Below are 19,981 nucleotides of genomic sequence, written 5' to 3'. Positions count from 1 at the left end.
AATTTCTTTTGACAATTCCCTATAAACACCGCAAACTAAACATAAAAAATCTTATTCCTGTATTCAGTAGGAGACTATGGTCATTCACAAACGTACCATTCGATTCGTTCTTTTTCAGACCTATTCCTTAATTATCATAGTGGTATTATCGCTAGTGGTTGTACCTTTTTATATGTGGTCATCCGATTTATTAAAGAAAAAGGCTGTTGAATCTCTTGATAATCTCTCACAATCCATGCAGGACAAATTAGACCTAGAAATAAGAAGAATTGACTCTGTATCCTTAAATATCTTGTATTCCAATCTAGTGAAAGATAGATTCCTCAAATTCACTGAGGGATCTGGCGACTCGATCAATAACAATAAAGATCTAGCAGACATTTTAGTTGCAGCAAATGGACCTGCTCTCCCCGTTAATCAAATTAATTTATATGATTTAGGAGGAAACATGTTTGGATCCGGCATCGACAACCGGAGAACGAAAGTAAACTTGCCTAATAAACTTTGGTATGAAGAGGTGCTCGCAAATACCAACGGCAAATACATCACAATTCCGGAGAAGGATGATGAGCTTTCACTATTCCTATCCTCCAAGGATGCGTATTCCATCTCACTGGTTCGGTTGTTTTTTGATGCTAATAATACCCCAGAAGGTATCGTAGAAGTCAAGCAAGATGCAGACAAATTATTTACCAACATTAATGATTACATGAAGCACAACTACGGGCAAAAGGTTATTGTATATAATGATATTGGGGACATTATATATCCCATTGACCCCAAAGCTAAGGAACTAATTTCTTACTTTACCCTTCTGCAAACCAATTCCCATTCAGCTATCAGTAACATCCGTAACTCTATCACAAATGAGAAAGAAATTTATAGTATCGCCCATTCCGAGTACACAGGTTGGAACATTGCTCTCATTGTCTCCGAACAGCAATTATTAGGCCCCTTAAATGATTTTACCAAGAAAATCGCCATGGTTAGTTTCGCCATTCTACTACTTGCTATTTCGCTTTCTTACCTTGCAGCTAAACGAATCACAAAGCCCATAGCAAGAATGCATGCCACTATGAAATCCACAAATTTAGTAGGTATCACCTCTCATACACATTTGGAACTAAACAGCGGTTTAAACGAGCTTGATCGCTTGCAGTTCGCTTTTAACAAGATGAGTGAACGACTGAAAGAATCCATGGACCAATTGTTAATGTCCCAGTTACAGGAACTTCAAGCCAAAATGTTAGCGCTTCAATCGCAGATGAATCCTCATTTTTTATACAATACATTAACTACGATTTCCATCATGGCCGAAGAAAATATGAACGAGCAAATTGTAATCATGATTGAGAATTTATCCATGATGTTAAGATACATATCCGCTGATAATTCATCTCTTGTTCCTTTAGAAACTGAACTAGCCTATACCGAAAAGTATCTGGAATGCATTAAAATCAGACATAAACAAAACGTTCTGTATACATTTGAAATGGCAGATAATATGAAAAATATTGCAGTTCCAAGATTAATTATTCAACCACTTGTTGAGAATTCACTGAAGTACTCATCCAAACTGTTGCCTCCATGGACAATTAAGGTGAGAGGGTATCAGGAGAACGACCACTGGTTCGTAGAAGTTACCGATAACGGACCTGGATTTGATCAGAGTGCCATCGGTGAATTTACGAATAGGATTCAGGAAATTGAACAAACCGGTATTATTCCTGGCCTGCAGCTTGATGGTATGGGTCTACTGAATATTTATCTCAGGTTGAAAATTTCTTACAGTACTGATTTGTGCATGCAAATCAGTAACCTACCAGATGGCGGGGCAAAGGTTATCGTTGGAGGAAAATGTTGAAGGGGTGAGTCGAAGTGGAGCATACAACACAGATTCGCGTTGTAGTCGTTGAGGATGAAGAACTGATTTTGAATAATATCGTTAAGAAAATTCAATCTCTAGATACTTCCTTTGTCATCATTGGTACTGCTCAAGACGGTTTGTCCGCGCTGAAGGTGCTTGCAAATAATACCGTCGATGTTTTATTTACGGATATTCAAATGCCTGCCATTGATGGATTAGAGCTCTTAAAGCAAGTCTCACTTCAATTTCCCCATATCGAAAAGGTAATCATCAGTGGTTACAACAATTTCGATTATGCGCGTCAAGCTATTAAATTCAACGTAAACGAATATTTGTTGAAACCGATCATAACTAGCGATTTGGAACAAGTCCTAATCAAGATCAAGATGTCGATTGAAAACAAAAGGCAGTTACCTAAGTCACTGCCTTCCACCGAGAAAAATATGCGTGCACCTGAAGAAATCGTGCAGATGGTTCAACTATATTTAAAAGAAAACTTTTATGAAGAAATTACACTGGAATCGATCTCCAGGCACTTTAATTTTCATCCTTCTTATCTTAGTAAAATTTTCATCAAACATTCAGGGGGACCACCTTCTAAATACTTGACAACAGTGCGAATCAATCACGCCAAATATTTGCTTACAAAGGAAAAGAATCTCACTATCAGAGAAATCTCTCAGCGTGTAGGCTATCCAGATCCTTATTATTTCAGTAGAATTTTTAAACAAGTTGCAGAAAGAACCCCAACGGAGTATCGGAATTTGTTTGAGTGATTACCATCTTCGTGCGCTTCGTTCATTACAGCATTATGCCGTAGCATAAAGTTCGGAAGCTCCTCCGCGTCGCTTTACTATTACTGAATAGCATCAGGTACAGGGAGAACTGAACGGAAAAATGGTTGCAGCCGGTGGATCATCTATGGCCTTCTTCGTATAATTAAACATACGACTTAAGAAAACGCTAAAAAAAATCATCATTGCAGTTTTATTTACAAAGATGACTTTTAGTGATTTACTTCTCTGTTAATCGATCAAATCGTTGCGACTTCAGCCGTTGAACGCCTATATCTGATCGGCGGCGACTACAAGGATATTCTCTTGTATGCAAGCATACGCAGTAAAAGAGAGCCCGTTTTCCGAGGAGAGCTCGTTTTCACTTATCAGCTTTTCCTTCATCTTGAGAAGAAGCCCTTTCGCGTTACTATTATCAACTCTGACTGATACGGTGTATTGATGCTTTTTTTTGATATTATCCATTTCCAACATAGATAAATCCCTCCCATAATAAAGTAAGCACTTTCATCTTAGTGCAATTATGTGCCCTCCCCCTTGCTCGAAAGCAATGTTTAAGGGATAGGGCACAATATTCGCAATATTAGTTTATGTGATCATTATAGTAAATCAGATATCCGTAACAACTTTTGTACCAACTTAGCAACCTCGGCACGAGTAATATCTGCGTCGGGATTAAATAGGTCTTTGCCAATCCCACGAATGATCATCTGTGATAATTACTGTTTACAGTTTAACTTAAACGTAATCATTTCAGAATGTAATTTCTTATTCGAAAAGTGAAGATTTCTATGAATGACTTCGTAGATTCTAAGAAAAACCAACAAATACAAGTATGCCCTATCCCTATGAGGATTTCTATCGGGATAGGGCATAACTAACATTCAGTTTTTATTGGAGTATCTTGGATGCCACATCCGCAAGATCACTAATATCGATCTTATTATCGTTATTCATATCTGCAATCTTAGCTGCCGCCCAGTCTGTGCTGGTGGAATTCTTACCGTAATAGTAAGCAACCATCGCAAGGTCACCAACATTGATGTTTCCATCCTTGTTGAGATCTGCAGACTTTATAACTGCTGCTTTGAAGGCATCAACTGCACTGCCCAGTGCTGTTACGCTATTATCAACCTGGGACTGTGTCGCACTTTGGTTGTCTTTTACAGCATTGGCTGCATTAAGGGCTGCACCGAACGCATCCTTGGCTGCCTGCGGGTATTGACCCGCCGCTGTACCAACGACCGCTGAACCATATAGGCTCTGTGCACTCGTAATGGCTGTTGTCAAAGCGGTCTTATCTACAACCACTCCAATACTGCCTACTGAAATGCTCTTACTGCCAAGCTGCGCTTGAATCACGGTTCCCTCTGGGGCCACACCAAGCTTTGCCTCGGTAGCTGCAATCGTTCCACTGGTACTCTGAACACCGGCCTTTACCTTGAAGGTTAGATTCAGAACCGGCGTACTGGCTCCAGATATCCCCCCTCCAGTATTGGCGGTAATGAGTCTAACTTTCCCAGCAGTGGCTTTGTCCACTGTCACGATCTGGATGTTGTTGTTTGCACCCGCCGCACTCACATATTCAAATACATTGGAATCATAAGTTAAGGTGATGTCCTGGGCGTAAACACTTTGTGTCACGTTGTCCAGGCTAACTCCCACTGTAAAGCTGCTTCCGGGCTGCACACTGCTGTCTGCTGAAAGTGCAGCAGCGGGTACTTTCACTACAATCACTCTGGCACCTGCCCAATCACCATGGTCATATGCGTTCCCATCTCCACCATCGGTTACGACCAGTTTGAGAATCTGGACTCCTTTTATATTTACATTCGCTGTTGCAGTAGAGCTAGTTGCTGTCATGAGTCCGCTTTCCCACAGCTTTACCCCATCTCCATACACCTGAAACGTAACACTACCCTGGTTAACGTCATCATCAATTCCTACATCAGAAATAAAAGTTTCATATTTACTGTTTATATTGTAAGTGATTTCACTTCGTGAATTTGTTCCCAAGCCTTTGTTATATTGGACACCATTAAGGGTTATGATTTTTCCGTCATTTGTACCATTGTTTCCAACCGACATATTCTTCTCTACCGGTCCCCATCCATTTGTTGAAGAGGCCCACGCTAAGTCGCTTAAATACGCACTACCTTCGGATAAATTAACGACAACTTTTAAACTTTCTTGCTGCTGCTTTGTAATAGTCCCATCTAAGTAGTTCAATGTGATACCAATATCTTGTGACCCTACTGAAGAAGAAGGAGCAGTAATATTCCAGCTAGCTGTTACCGTTTGTCCGATTGCAATGTTATTAAAACTGTTGGCGGATGTTGGCACTACTGTCCAACCATTAGGAACTTGTGCACTTACAGATGCGTTTTGAATATCCTTGACACCGCTATTGTAAATAGTGGTTGAATATTGAACAGTTTTACCAGTCTCCAAATTAGCATTGGAAGCCGCAGGTTGAATATACAGTGAAGCAGGCAAATCAGCTAATGCTGCCGCAGATACTCTGAACATTGCAGTACCGTGAGAAGGAACATCAGCGCTGATTGTTCCAAAAGATCCCTTGCTCTGATGCAGCCACAAGTCTCTAACTAGGTATCCTTCTGAAACTGGAAGTCCTACATCCGCAGCCGTTACACTAATTTTCGTTGCCTGTGCTCCTCTATTTAACAATGCAACTGCTTTGTCACCATTCGCAAGCGGTTTCACAAGCACTTCGATATCTCCATTGTCACTAATTTTTGTAGCTTGAACGCCAAGAAGGTCCTGATTTACAGCAATTACTTCTTTATTCATTAAAATATCTTTGGTAGCTTGTGACATGGTTCTGAGATCATTCCCGGCAATTAGCGGTGCCGCCAACATACTCCACAAGCTAAACTGTGAACTGTATTCTATAGTAGTTGCACCGCCATTACCTATTTCAAGCATATCCGGGTCATTCCAGCCGCCAGGTCCTGCGTTGGCATTATGAGTAACAGATGTATCATAAGCATTAATTATTCCATTGTACCAATTTGTACCTTTTTCCCATGCATCCCCAATATCTTGGCCAGTGCGCCACAAATTGCCGACTTGCGGTCCCCACACCCATGGTGATTGCTCACCCCAGTTGCAAATACTATAAACAATTCCTCCTCCGGCATTCTTTAGTGCTTCCCCGAATTCACCATACCAAGTTGCCGCATTAGGTTTCGGACCGGAGTTTAATAATTTTGCATCTGGATCAACATAACACCAATCCACTTTGACATAGTCAACACCCCATTGCACATACGTTTGCGCATCTATGTCATAGTAACCTCGACTGCCCGGACGCCCTGCACAAGTCTTATAACCAACATCCGTATACACACCAAGTTTTAATCCTTTCGAGTGAACATAATCAGCAAGAGCTTTCATTCCACTCGGAAACCGAACTGGATCAACCACAATTTTTCCAGTTGTTGTATCTCTAGAAGTTTGCCAACAATCGTCGATATTCACATATTGATATCCGGCATCCTTCATACCACTTGAAACCATGGCGTCGGTCATTTCTTTAACCAAGCTTTCACTAACATTGCAACCAAACTTGTTCCAGGTGTTCCATCCCATAGGTGGTGTCTTAGCAAGACCGTTCTCTGAAGCTTCTGCTGGAATACTTGGAATAAAGAAATACATGCTGACCATTACTAAAAGAGTGGCAATCATACAAGCTTTTCTCATATTTTTTTCAACCTCCATTGTATTTAGATAAATTAAGATTATACCTTGCTACCAAACTGTTTGCGCTTTCAAAATATGAAGTATCTACAACAAGTACTGTTAGCCTGCCCTTCCTCGATAAACTCAATATCGTAGCATGACTTTTCCTTCCTATACCTCCCTTTATTCAAATTGTACAATTAAAATATATCGAAGATACATGCATGTATCCATTTAGAAAATTACAATTGAATTGCTCATTTATACTGAATAATTTGCATTGAAACGACTTTATTCTTGTTTGGAACTTCTTTTTATGATTCTTCCTGTATACTCAGAAGGGTTGTAGCCTGTATACTCACGAAACGTTTTAATGAAATGACTTTGACTTGTATATCCGACCCTCAAGGCCACTACTTGAATAGGTTCGTCCGTTATAGCTAGCAACTTTTGAGCTTCTTGAATTCGGAGGTTTGTTACATACTTAATAAAAGAAATACCGACATTACGATGAAACAATGTACTCAAATAATTGGGGGAAATATGAAATTTGTTTGCGATTTCTGTTATGCTGAGGTTATACATATAATTCTCGGCGATATATTGCTGAACTTGGAAGAGGAAATCATTTGTTCTAGCGATTTTATCAACAACATCTAATTTTGATGAAAATTTCTGAATGAGATTAACTAAGTAATTGGAAGGTGACTCGTCCAAATTGAATATAAATGGGAAAGTTGTCTGTAAGTATACAAGAAGTTTCCGTTTTTTCTCGGGGTCATCCTCCAATCTGTCCATCTTGAGTTGATTCAGCAATCCGTTACACTTCTCTATACTGACACACCTATTATTTGTATAGTCGTTCACAAAATCAGTAACCATAGAGCAAAAATGAACGTAATGCGAATCATAATGAGCTATACGAGCTAAAACCTTCATTTTCCATACCTGATTTATGCCAAATAAGATTCGAAGATGAGATAACTTATTAACCTCTTTGATCCAAAGAGCGATTTCGCTATACTCAAGTTCACGATCATGTACAATCAACGTTATTGCCCAATCTGGTTTTGATTCTGAACGTATGAATTCCTCAAACTGTGCTTCATAGTTTTGCATTGAAGACCTCCCCTCCTTTTCCTTCCTAAGTATTTGTATCAAACAAAAAATTCCATTCTGTACTGAATAATTCAAATCCCCTAAAGTTATATTTCCGTTACCTGTAAAGAACTGTTTTAATTTTCTATTGAATTCTTGATTTAAATCTGTTTGTAGTTCTTTTTCTAAACTACTGTCCACATATAATAAAGCAATTTGATAACAATATTTGTCTGTGTGTACTTCATTTTGACTCATAATTTCAATTCGCTCATTGAAAGCATTCTCTACACTGCGTTTTAGGTGATCCTTTAGGACAGCTAGACCCTGCTCTAACTCCTCCTCAATCGTTCTTACTATATTCGCTAACTTTGATGCTTTAACAGGCTTAGTCAAGTAATCGTGAGCTCCGAGTTTTATCGCCTGCTGTGCATACTGAAACTCTTCATAGCCGCTAATTATTACCCATTGTGTATCAGGAGAACTAAGCTTACAAGCCTTGTAGGCTTCCAGTCCATTCATTTCCGGCATTTTAATATCAATAATAGCTAAATCGGGATTAAGTTCCGATACAAGTTGATACAGTTCTTTACCATTAAAGGCTCTACCGATTATTGTCCATGATGGATCGCCATTTAAAAGAATTTGTATTAAATATTCTTGAGCCCAATATTCATCATCTGCAATTACAATTCTCATACCTTCACCTCATTTTCTTCGATTATTCCTTTGGCCGGTAATGTCAGTTTGATAACAGTTCCTTGCTCCAGCACACTCTGTATATTAATCTCAGATCCGGGATATGTTAGTTTCATTCTGTTGATTACATTCTGTAAACCGATATGATTCCCTTTAACCGATTTCTCCTCTGCAAAACCTATGCCTGTATCCGCTACAATTAGATTCACAAAAGATCTGTTAGCTTCATCTTTATCTAAACATGCTGTTACTAATAATTCGCTTGGGGAATACAAGGGCTCAATACCATGAATGATTGCATTCTCAACCAATGGCTGCAAGAGCAGTTTAGGAATTTGTATAGACTCCAGCTCGGGTTCACATTCAATCCGATACGAAAAACCTCGACTGCCAAGTCGCATTTTCTGCAGCGCGCAATAGCTCCTTAGAAAATCCAACTCTTCGCTTAAGCGCGTCATATCTTTATTCGAGAGTACGTAACGCATCATATGGCTTAACGACAAAATAGCTGACTCTATCTCTTCCTTGTGACCCTTTCGATTAAGTCCAAGTATCCCATTTAAGACATTGTATAAAAAGTGAGGTTGGATTTGTGACTGCAAGGATCGAAGCTCCGCTTCTTTCAATCCTAGCTGAGTCCTATACTCCCTCTCAATAAGATCATTTAACCTATTGATCATCGTGTTCATTGCTTGGCCCAGTTGAGATATCTCATCTTTACCTCGAATAGTCACTCTCCTATCCAAATGTCCTGTTTGCACCCTTTTCATCACGTTTGTCATCTCTTGGAATGGTTTGGTAGTTCTCCTGGATTGAATAGCAAATAACGTAACCGTCAGTATAAGCCCGCCGATACCAAACAAGATACCAACCACATACACCCAACGGAACTTGGACTGAATATCGGAATAAGGCAATAGTACGATCACTTGCCAATTGTTCTGTTTTAGCTTTCCTTTTATGACAAAATAAGAACCATTACGATCTTCTTTTATGATCGCTTGGTTAGCGTTTAGTTGAGTTAGCAAGCTATCATTAATAGTTTTGCTGGTGAACAATGGGTTTTGCCCTTCATCCAAAATGGCGACAATCGAATTGACTTGAAATTTGGTATCATCAATGATTCGTTTAAACACCTTAGTATCCGCATCCGCCATGATAATCGCCAGCTTTTGTTGGGTATCGGGTTCTTTAATGACTCTTGCGACAGAGAAAACCTTTTTCGACTCATGCCCTTTCCAATAATCCTGACTATGGGTGCCAATATACACCACTCGCCCATCTGCCTCCGTAATCGTTTTGTACCAAGGCTGTTTTTCAAATGCATATGATTTTACTGGATCAGACAAATCTATTGATTTCACAAAGGCTGTGCCATCGTTAAAAAGCATCGTGGTGCCCAAAATATCTGTTCGTGCCATCTTCATATAACTGCTAAGACTTACGTCAAGTATACGACTTGTCGTCAAGGCTATGTATGTATCCTCTACCCCATGATGATTCGCTTTGTTCGATAACGCTCTCATAACCTCATTATTTAAATATGGCGTGATGGTCAGCTTCTCTAGATCGTCCAAATAGATTTCAATATTACGACTCATGGCTGCCACTATACTTTTAGTCTCCGTCGTAGAGTTGTTGATAATAACCGTTTTAAAATAATACGGCATAAAAAATATAATAATAATCGTTGGTACGATTATCGTAAGCAAATACAGGAACGATAGTTGAAAGCGAAAAGAGTGAATCCATTTCATTGGCGTAACCTCTTCATATTCGTTTGCATATTATCTGCAAACTCTTCCGGGCTCATATGGTTAACTAATACATCTAGCCCTTCGTTAGACATGATATCCCACATGCCACTAGGTAAATAAACTCTGTCAAAGTAAGGGAAAATACGAGTTTTCGCATATTTCTCATAAAAGGATACAAATTCATGTGAAGCCTGTATATTTTTTAGTCCTGACGGAAGCTTAGTCGCATTTGCAATCTTGGACATATTCTCAGGTTTGGCATAAAAGTTAATTAATAACCTTGCTGCTTCTTTGTGCAGGGAGTCTATCCATATCCCCATCGTGTTCCTTTCTCCTCCTGCAAAACTGGGCTCAACATACTCCTGCATGGCTGGTATCGGCATGATACCGATTACTGTTTCCGCATTCAATTGGTAGACGTCGTTAGCAAAGGAAGGAGATGAAAACGTGAACGCCACTTTATCAGTAGCAAACAATTCGGGTAAATCACTATATTTGGCTTTAGCAAAATCTTCATTCATATATCCTTTTCGGAGCATTTCCTTCCATGTTTTAGCGATCCACACCCATTTGTTTTTATTTAGGATCCCATTCTCCAATTCGGCAAACTCATTATCCGAAGTTGAAACATAAAGGGAATTGGCCATATAATCGAAATATTGTCCAATTGTCCATCTATTCGCACCGGCAAAAAAGAAAGGAATGACTTGACCTCCGCTCTCTTGCTTAATCGTTTCTGCAGCTTGCATTAACTCTGTAAACGTTCTAGGTATTTGAATGTGATATTTCTTAAGCACATTTACATTATATGATAATCCATCCCTTGCCTCACTTATTGGCAGCGCATACACGGCCCCATCTGTATCTGTGACGGCTATCTTCATTGAGTCCGAGAGCTGATGCGCCCATTTCTCATCACTTAAGTCCATCAACAATTTGCCATACCTTCTCTTAGTCCAACCATGAGTATCGAAAATATCGGGAAGATCATGAGATGCGATTTTAATTTTTAGCACGTCCTCATAGTCAAACCCTGGGAATATTAGATTCACCTTAATATTAGGATGTACTTGCTCAAATGTCTTTGAAATGTCTAAATAGGTGTGTTGAACGGACTGGTCTGTGATATACATAGTTACCATCAGCTCTTCTCTTTCATTTTCTTCGTTTTTATGAATTGGTCCTATTGCATCACTACATCCCGAAAAAAGCAAAAAGAAAAAAAATAAAAATACGCCATTTAAGAAATTAACTGCCTTATTTTTCATTAAAGGTATCCCCCTAAATTCACTGCTATCCATTAACAAGAAGCCGCAAGCGAGAAGTTCGTCTCGTTTGCGGCACACATATTTGCCGTTATATAAGATTTGATAACTCAGTTCCGCTATTTCTAAATTCCTTTGGTGTCATGCCTGTGATGCGTTTAAATATGTTTGAAAAATAATAGGGGTCATTATAGCCAACAAGAAAAGCAATTTCATATGATCTGGATGATGTACTTTTGAGAAGCTCCTTGGCTTTGCAGATACGAATTTGAGTTAAGTATTCAATAAAGGTTTGACCTGTTTCCTGACTGAATAAACGACTTAAGTAGTTAGGGCTCAACTTGACATATTCAGCCACAACTTGTAGAGAGATCGTATCCTTATCAAAGTTTGCTTGAATGTATTCTTTGACTTTGGTTATCAAATCCTTATATTTATCGTATGTTCGTGATCGCCAGGACCAAAATTGTTCAATCAACTTCATTAGAAAAGAGCTTGCTTCTTCCCATGAGTAGATACTTGCGATCATTCGCTGAAATTGGTGAAGTGATTTATCAGGATCTGGCAGGTGGCGATACATCTCTTTATAGGATCGGAAAGCTTCTATCGTAATATTATTTAAGATATAGAATCCGTTTGAGGAAGTGTCCCAATTAATCTCACGTAATGATGCAGCGTATGTAGAAACAAACGATTCCATTTTATGAAGTGTGCCGACCTTTAAGAAATCGATAAAAGCACCTTGACTTAATAACACTGTTGGGTCTAATGTTTCTGAATTGTTCTCCTGTAGTGCTATATAATTTTGAAAGGATAACCTTTGCCAGTGAACGTCTTCCATGGCGTCTAGGAAGGAGAAATGTACATTTTGGAGCCGATCCTGAACACTTCCAATACCAATAAAGATATTGGAGGTATTCATTTCTTTCTGAGTAGCATATTGCAAATCTCTAAATACTTGGACATCCTGATTTAATTGCTCCAGTGTATCACCTTTAATGATCCATATGAATTCGGAACGACTGCGTTGAAACATTATAGTCTGGCTACTTAGTTCCAGTTCCTTATAACGATTTACTAACGAAAGTTCATTTCCTAGTGAAGAAGACCTCAACTCTTCAAGTTTGTTTATGCCCCTATCACGAATGTCCAGCACGGTTAGTACATAGTAGCGGGCAACAATATTTAATTCGAGCGATTCGTTGTGATTTATCACTTCGGCAGCTGTAACGAAACCACTGCATAAATCGTTTAAGAGCTTATATTCTGGAAATGATGTTTTTTTCTGTTCCTTAGTTTTGAGTTCCCGTTCTTTATCAACTAGTTCACTGACACTTCGTAGGACCTTTAAAAGTTCATTAGCACCAATTGGTTTTATGCAAAAATCCTGTACGCCTATTTGTAAAGCCTTCCTTGCACACTCAAAATCCGCATCAGCGCTGATAATAATAATTTTCATTTCTGGGTACTTACGTCGCATAATACTGCTCAGTTCGAGACCGTTCGTGAAAGGCATTAAAATATCAGTAATTAAAATATCAGGTTGAAATTGCTCAATGAGCGGTATGGTAACATCAGCATCTAACGCATTTCCAGAGTAAATAAACCCTTCCTTCGACCAATCGATGATTTCTCTAAAGGTTTCTTGAAATAAGATGTCATTGTCGACAAGGAAAACTTTCTTCACTTCAATTCACTCCAATCGCCTGTCTCAGACATGTTTCCCCTCCACTACAAACAAAATAGAGCACCTCAGTAATACAGGGTTTCACAAGGAGAGCTTGCTCCAAGCCACAATGCCCTATCCCTATGAGGATTTCTAGTGGGATAGGGCATTACTGGCAATCAGTTTTTATTGGAGTATTTGGGATGCAACAACCGCAAGATCACTAATATCGATCTTATTGTCATTGTTCATATCGGCAATCTTGGCTGTCGCCCAGTCTGTGCTATTGGAATTCTTACCGTAATAGTAAGCTACCATCGCAAGATCACCTACATTGATGCTTCCATCCTTGTTGATGTCTGCCGATTTATTAACTTGCGCCTTGAAGGTATCTACTGCACTGCCTAGTGCTGTTACAGCATTGTCAACCTGGGACTGTGTCGCACTTTGGTTGTCATTCACGGCTTTCGCTGCATTGAGGGCAACACCGAATGTATTCTTGGCTGCCTGCGGGTATTGACCGGTCGCTGCACCAACGACTGCTGCGTCATACAAACTCTGTGCATTCGTAATAGCTGATGTCAACGCTGTCTTATCTACAACCACTTCAGTATTGCCTACTGAAATGCTCTTACTGCCAAGTACCGCCTGAATGACGGTCCCCTCTGGAGCCACACCAAGCTTTGCCTGGGTAGCTGCAATCGTTCCACTGGTATTCTGAACACCAGCCTTTACCTTGAAGGTTAGATTTAGAACCGGCGTACTGGCTCCCGATATTCCCCCTCCAGTATTGGCGGTAATGAGCCTAACTTTCCCAGCGGTGGCTTTATCCTCTGATACGATTTGGATGTTGTTGTTGGCACCTGCCGCACTCACATAGTCAAATACGTTGGAATCATAAGACAGGGTGATATCCTGGGCATACACACTTTGTGTCACGTTGTTCAGGCTAACTCCCACTGTAAAGCTGCTTCCAGGGTTCACACTGCTGTCTGCTGAAATGGCAGCTGTAGGTACAAGCGGCTGAGGCCAAACAGGATCTGTGGTTGCATCGCTTGTGGTTACATATATCCGGTCTATAATTAAGCCAGATTCCCTTCCCCATAAGTTCAATTCATGCACACCAGCGGTAATATTCAATGGAGTGCCACCAGTTACAAGCGTACCCCCATTACTGAGATTGACCCATTTAAACTGACTGTTGCTCACGTTCTGAATACCGTTGGAAGTGAATTTATACGTATTATCCAATCCAACGTGGACGGAGTCCGTTTGGAAACTATGACTCTTGGCAAGTATCCAGACATAGTAGGTTCCTGCAGTCGTAAAGTTGATCTTGTAATTCAGTCGGGAACCAGCAGCGAGGCTGGCAGCGTCAGTACCTGGTGTGACAGCAGTACCATCATCGGGACTAAATTGCATAGCTTTCGTGGACAAGCCGTCAACAATCGACCAGGTATGGCCATTTGCGGTGCCAAATACATAGGCATTGGCTGAGTTTGCTGCTGCAGCTTCTGCCTCAACCGCCACGATGGCTGGTGTATTAAAATTAATGGTATATACCGTAGCTTGTAAGCCTTCCCTGCTTACAGTCACCGTGGCCTTTCCAGGTACAGCCGATGCTTGTATAATCGTAACACTCGCGCCAGGATCATTTGAAGCAGCAGTCACTTGCGGCGGAACCGATCCTGCAGGAACATCTAGAGAATAGGTATACGCACTTGGACTAAACCCATTCACTTGTGTATCGTTTACCTGGAGTGACTTCAAATTCGTATCAAAGTTTGAACCAACCAACTTGTCATCTAATTTGAAATAGTCGAAGTCAACGTAACCACCTGTTGTTTTTGTTGAATAATTGAATAAGGCAAATCGGTAGCCCATAAAATGCGGTAGTGTATATTGCATTTGAAGTGTATTTCCTATGGATGCCCAACGCTCACCGTCAAGACTGTAATAAAACTTTGCTTTATCTGTCCTATTCTTAAAGTCCAACTCAGTCCTTAGATATACGGTGTTCTGAGTAAGGGGGACACTTGCTACTTCCACTGCTGACCCTGAACTTCCATTCACCATAACAACTGACTTTGTCGTGCCGGACATTTTAATACCGACAAACCCGTAGTTCTGTTGGAATGCGGCAATTCCTGCATAATCCCCGTCTTTCATATGGCTAACATCGATAGCAATGGTTCCTGAACTTTCCGGTCCGAACGTTCTTTGTGTAAGCGTATTTCTGGCATCAAGAATACTAGTGCTCGTTCTTCCGGTAGTGAGTCTTAGATACCCTGACCGATTGGTAAGAGACCAGAATCTATGATCAGGATTATGGTTCCACTGCCATACGAGAGAGAGATTGGACCCATTGTAGTCATTTTCTCCGCCTGCTACCTCTGTATGATAAGCTCCAACTTTCTCTGTTCTCTGATCGAAGTTATCTGATGAAACCCAGGATTTTGAAAGTACAGCAGGAATCCCAGTATCATTGACATCCCCGAAAACAGGCCATCCATCCTGACTCCAAGTCATCGGCACAATGTAAGGTATACGTCCTACAGACCCATAATCCTGAAACAACATGCCGTACCATTTTCCGTCAGCCGCTTGAACAATCCCCCCCTGTGCGACACCAGCACTGTTGGAAGTACTACCCGATCTTAAAGCAATCTTTCCTTCATAAGTACCATCTATTGTATCAGCCCTGTGTACTAATTCAGTACGAATGCTTCCTGATGGCCATGATATATTGAAGATGTAATATTTACCGTTAATTTTATGAATGTGTGAGCCTTCAGCTCCAAGACCACCGGAGCCTCCGGGAGCGCTCGCATTTTGAATGATTGTTTTATTCATTCCGCCTGCTTTGATCGCTGTGGCATCTGAAGTAAGTTCAATAATCTTAATGGATCCACCGCCATATACCATATATACACGTCCGTCATCATCAAACAGCAATGACATATCATGATAAACACCACCGGCAAGCTCATACTTTTCCCATGTGCCCTTTTCTATGTCAGTGGTTTGAAAGATATACGTTTTACCCGTATCATTGGAAGCAAATACCACATAAAACTTGCCATTATTGTATCTTATACTGCTTGCCCATGAGCCTTGCCCGTATATGTTCTGCCCATTCGAAAGCGTTTGTTTATCCGTAGACGCAAGAATATCATACACATAATTGACGATTTCCCAATTTACGAGATCCTTGGACTTCATGATAGGAACACCAGGATTCACGTGCATGGTAGTACTGGTCATATAATACGTATCATTTACTCTGATCACATCAACATCTGGTACATCCGCCCATATGATTGGGTTCTTGGCAATCGGTGTATAAACGTCTGCATAGAAAGTTGTAACACTTTTCCCCTTAAGCGTGGCTTGAAGTGAGCTTCCATTTACAGTGGTATCGCCTAAATTTGCAATATTCTCACTAGACGAAGTTCTATAAGTAGTAAACGATTTTACAGCTTTACCATTTACATTGAACGTTAATGCAGTGTCATTGTCATTGTCATTAATAGCTGTAATAACTAACTTTCCATTGGAAGAGTCTTTATACGCTGTTGTATATACACCCGTTGCTGGGGTTACATCCGAATTGACTCTTTTATAACCCGGCCTGATAAATCTGCTGTATTGACCAAGAGTAAACAATCTTTTATTCAAATCGTAACTTTTGACTGCACCATTATCGTCCGTATGAAATGTAATCAGTGCGCCTTTATCTCCAACAGAATTCACACTGTCTTTTGTGTTATTCCAAAGCCACCAGTAGTTAAACGCATTTACTTCTGCTACCGTCATATCCTTATGGATCATTTTCGCCCAATAGATACCGTCATTTATGGTAGGATCATTGGGTTCACCTACAGATGCTTCTGTCACCCATAATTTTTTATTATAAAGCTTTGTTTGCGTCAGCCACTTCGCGCCAAGATTGGGGTCCTGCTGATTTACGGCATATTGGTGTACACCAACAATGTCTACGCGATCCCTGCTATCGGCATCATTCAATGTTGGAACAGCCAGATCTTCACTGAAATTTAACCCCTCTGGCATAATAAGCTTCGCAGTCACACCTTTTTGTGCAAAAGTAGGTTTGAGATAGCCCTTTACAAAATTATGAAAATCATCCGCTGACCAACTGCTAGATTCATAATTCGGTGCATAGTTTGGCTCATTTTGTATAGATACAGCTGAGATATCGATTCCCTTATTGGTCTTAAAGCCAGTCACATAGTCAGCTAAGAAATCAGCATATGCCTGATATTTATCAGTTCTGAGCTTACCACCGATCTCTCCGTTTGTTCCTGTGCTGCCAGTCTTCATAAACGGCGGAGGCGTCCAGGGAGTAGTGAAAAATTTGGTTACGTTATAATCCGTTTTTATTTTATTAAAAAGCCAGGTTGTACCATTAATATCCCAATTATTCCAATTCCATGTGCCTGATTCCGATACGATGTCATAAGGAAGCCTGTTTCTTACCATACTTAGTCCTGCGCCAGTAGAAGTACTAAAAAGCGCATCCAGTATTTCCTTCTGTGGTGGGTTTGCAAGATTTTGTACAATCCCTGTCGACCAAGCGTTGGATGCACCAAAGCCGTCGATTTCCTGCTTTTCAATATTATAATCAATATTAACCGTTGGGATGGATGCAGCCTGGGTACTCTTATGAAAACTAAGCATGGATGATACTATCAGACTAAGACAGAGAGAAACTTTTAAAGCAGCTCTTGAGTCAACCCTTCCTTTTTCCATTTATCTCTTCCCTTCATTAAAGTGATTCTTGTACCTTACCTTAAAGATATGGGCCCAGTTGCTTGTTAGCATCATGGACCCATTACCATCTCAACAAGGAATTGTATACTTTCTACATAATTGCCAGATGCCTGTATGAATGAATTTTATTTCAATTCTTGATAGAGTCTGTAGATGACCGTAGCAGCTTGTGCTCTTGTCGATTTTCCTTTCGGATCAAAATATCCCTCTGACACTCCGTCCATTAAGCCTGCCTGTTTGGCAGCCCAAACAGCATCCTTGGCGTATGTAGAGATTTGATCTCCATCAAGGAAATTTGAAGTTGCACCATTTGCTAGTGCAGTCGTAGAACTAATAATCTTGGAGGCCCGATAAATAAGCACCGCCATATCTTCACGACTGATCTGGTCGTTCACACCGAAACTGCCGTCATCTTTGCCTTGAACGAGGCCGATCTTCTGTGCTGAGGCTATGGAATTGTAGTACCATGCACCCGCCTCAATATCTGTGAAGGCTGCTGTTGCAGTAGAATCTGCTAGATCGAAGAGTTGAATCAACATCTTAACGAACTCTGCTCTTGTTACCTCCCCAGCCGGAATAAAATTACCCTCACTTCTACCGCTTACTACTTCACGAGCTGCTAAGCCAAGAACACCCTCGTTTGCCCATGAATATCCATTCATGTCACTAAAGGAAACCTGAACATGGTTAGCCGTGTACTTGCTGAAGTGCGTAGGTTGAAACTGAACTTTGCCTGTTTCGATATTGTATTTCCCATTCCTGACAATTTCTAATTTACCATCTTCCGTTATGTAGTAGATGACTACTTGATTCGGCTTTTCATTAGGTGCCAATGTATACGGTACTTCTACTAGGATACTTTTCTTGTTAAATTTTGTGATTTTACTGCCATCTAAACTTAAATTAAAATCGTACACAACAGAACTTCCGACTTCTTCTCTGATATCCTGCGAAAGGTTGGCAGGGTCTACCTTTGCAATACTTAGTTGCAAATTAGATGTATCTGACAGGGTCCTTTTATCAAGAAGATCCCGATTAATGGAAACCGTAGCAAGATTTGTCTCAACCTTTACTGTCTTTACGTCGCCCGATTCTGAACGGAGCTGTTGAAGCTCCATCGCCGGCAGATTCAATTGGAGTTCCTTAACGTCAGAGCCTGAGTTGACTTTAATCGTTACCGAATCATCTTTGGAATTTTTGCCCGCTTCAAGAAGAGCTTTTGACCCAACATCAATAGAAGCAACACCATTATTAACAGGCATGGTTTCCAGTAACAAAACAGATGTACCTGAGGTATTCGGCGTTGACGGATTTTCTGCCCCTTGGGAACCCGGGTTGGAGCCAGGATTAGTTCCGGGATTAGTGCCGGGATTAGTTCCAGAGTTCGAATTATTAACCGACAATGTAATTCCGTTACCCATCTTCCCATTCGTTTTTTCCAACTGACTATTGATAGTTGTCAAAGAACTTAGGGAAACGGAAGCTGCCCCTGCTTGGGAAGCTTTAAACGAAAGCGTAAATAAATCCTTATCTCCAGTTAGTCCCGACTTGTTTCCTGTTAACGTAAAAACCAGCAATATTTTGTTGCCTTGTACTTTAGGTTCAAGCACGTATGCTTGATTATTCAGGCTGCTTGTGTAGCCCGTATACGCCAGTTGCTGCTCATCATACGTTAATTCCATCTCGGCAGCATATAAGTCTGTAAGTGCTTTGCCTGCAATGGTAATCGTAGCGTTGTTTCCTAACTCGATACTTGGAGTCTGAGAGCGCAATACAACTTCATCTGTTGTTTGTGCTGCAGCCGTCAAAGGGAGCAGCGTGGCAATGAACATCATAGCTAGGAAGAATAATTGAAATTTGAGTTTCATGTTCACATTCCCTCATTATAAGGATGGGAGACAAACGTCTCCCATCGCCCTTTTCTTGGATTTAGTAATTTTTAGCGATCACGATCAACTACGATTGAGTGGGTCACTTATTGAAGTATCTTGGATGCTACATACGCAAGATCAAAAATATCGATCTTATTATCGTTATTCATATCAGCTTTCTTGGCAGTTGGCCAGTCTGTGCTATAGGAGTCCTTACCGTAATTGTAAGCTACTATTGCAAGGTCACCTACATCGATGCTTCCATCATTATTGAGGTCAGCAGATTTAATTACGGCTGCCTTGAAGGCAGCAACTGCACTGCTCAGTGCTGTTACGCTACTGTCAACCTGGGACTGTGTCGCACTTGCACTGTCTCTTACAGCTTTTGCTGCAGTGAGGGCTGCACCGAATGCATCCTTGGCTGCTTGTGGGTATTGACCAGCCGCTGTTCCTACGACTGCACCGTCATAC

The 19,981-nt window shown here is 40.6% G+C and carries 12 protein-coding genes; 2 read left to right on the top strand and 10 right to left on the bottom strand.

What is annotated here, in order from left to right; genetic code table 11:
- Positions 1-172: 172 nt before the first annotated feature.
- Both ACSQ8O_RS13200 and ACSQ8O_RS13195 read left to right on the top strand, forming a co-directional pair.
- Positions 173-1,864: a sensor histidine kinase gene (locus ACSQ8O_RS13200; protein ID WP_436242021.1), complete on the top strand. Its 1,692-nt coding sequence runs from the start codon at positions 173-175 to the stop codon at positions 1,862-1,864.
- A 14-nt stretch (positions 1,865-1,878) separates the two neighbouring features.
- Entirely contained in the window at positions 1,879-2,643 is a 765-nt protein-coding gene (locus ACSQ8O_RS13195; RefSeq protein ID WP_436242020.1) for a response regulator transcription factor, read from the top strand.
- 288 nt (positions 2,644-2,931) lie between these two features.
- On the opposite strand, the gene ACSQ8O_RS13190 is transcribed toward ACSQ8O_RS13195, so the two are convergent.
- From ACSQ8O_RS13190 to ACSQ8O_RS13145, 10 genes are all read right to left on the bottom strand, one after another.
- Positions 2,932-3,135, bottom strand: a complete 204-nt coding sequence (locus ACSQ8O_RS13190; protein WP_436242019.1) for a hypothetical protein — start codon at positions 3,133-3,135, stop codon at positions 2,932-2,934.
- A 125-nt stretch (positions 3,136-3,260) separates the two neighbouring features.
- Positions 3,261-3,371, bottom strand: a complete 111-nt coding sequence (locus ACSQ8O_RS13185; RefSeq protein WP_436242018.1) for an S-layer homology domain-containing protein — start codon at positions 3,369-3,371, stop codon at positions 3,261-3,263.
- Between the two features lie 181 nt (positions 3,372-3,552).
- Positions 3,553-6,384 (bottom strand): NPCBM/NEW2 domain-containing protein, encoded by a 2,832-nt coding sequence (locus ACSQ8O_RS13180; RefSeq protein ID WP_436242017.1) that lies wholly within the window; start codon positions 6,382-6,384, stop codon positions 3,553-3,555.
- Between the two features lie 270 nt (positions 6,385-6,654).
- Positions 6,655-8,160, bottom strand: a complete 1,506-nt coding sequence (locus ACSQ8O_RS13175) for a response regulator transcription factor (protein WP_436242016.1) — start codon at positions 8,158-8,160, stop codon at positions 6,655-6,657.
- A complete protein-coding gene (locus tag ACSQ8O_RS13170; RefSeq protein ID WP_436242015.1) occupies positions 8,157-9,917 on the bottom strand; it encodes a cache domain-containing sensor histidine kinase in 1,761 nt (586 codons plus the stop codon). The genes ACSQ8O_RS13175 and ACSQ8O_RS13170 overlap by 4 nt, the downstream gene beginning before the upstream one ends.
- Complete coding sequence (locus tag ACSQ8O_RS13165) at positions 9,914-11,185, bottom strand: ABC transporter substrate-binding protein (protein WP_436242014.1); 1,272 nt, start codon at positions 11,183-11,185, stop codon at positions 9,914-9,916. Before ACSQ8O_RS13165 ends, ACSQ8O_RS13170 begins: the two co-directional genes overlap by 4 nt.
- An 88-nt stretch (positions 11,186-11,273) precedes the next feature.
- Positions 11,274-12,869, bottom strand: coding sequence for a helix-turn-helix domain-containing protein (locus ACSQ8O_RS13160; protein ID WP_436242013.1), 1,596 nt, complete (start codon positions 12,867-12,869; stop codon positions 11,274-11,276).
- 165 nt (positions 12,870-13,034) lie between these two features.
- Positions 13,035-17,546 (bottom strand): family 43 glycosylhydrolase, encoded by a 4,512-nt coding sequence (locus ACSQ8O_RS13155; RefSeq protein ID WP_436242012.1) that lies wholly within the window; start codon positions 17,544-17,546, stop codon positions 13,035-13,037.
- A 218-nt stretch (positions 17,547-17,764) separates the two neighbouring features.
- On the bottom strand, positions 17,765-19,507 hold the full coding sequence (locus tag ACSQ8O_RS13150; RefSeq protein WP_436242011.1) for an S-layer homology domain-containing protein: 1,743 nt from the start codon (positions 19,505-19,507) through the stop codon (positions 17,765-17,767).
- Positions 19,508-19,614: 107 nt separating this feature from the next.
- On the bottom strand, positions 19,615-19,981 hold a 367-nt coding region (locus tag ACSQ8O_RS13145), incomplete at its 5' end, for a dockerin type I domain-containing protein (protein WP_436242010.1).

This window comes from Paenibacillus sp. LjRoot56, assembly GCF_964253335.1.
Classification (GTDB): Bacteria; Bacillota; Bacilli; order Paenibacillales; family NBRC-103111; genus Paenibacillus_E; species Paenibacillus_E allorhizoplanae.
The sequence above is the reverse complement of the archived record's forward strand: the minus strand, read 5'-3'. Positions and strand labels throughout refer to the sequence as shown.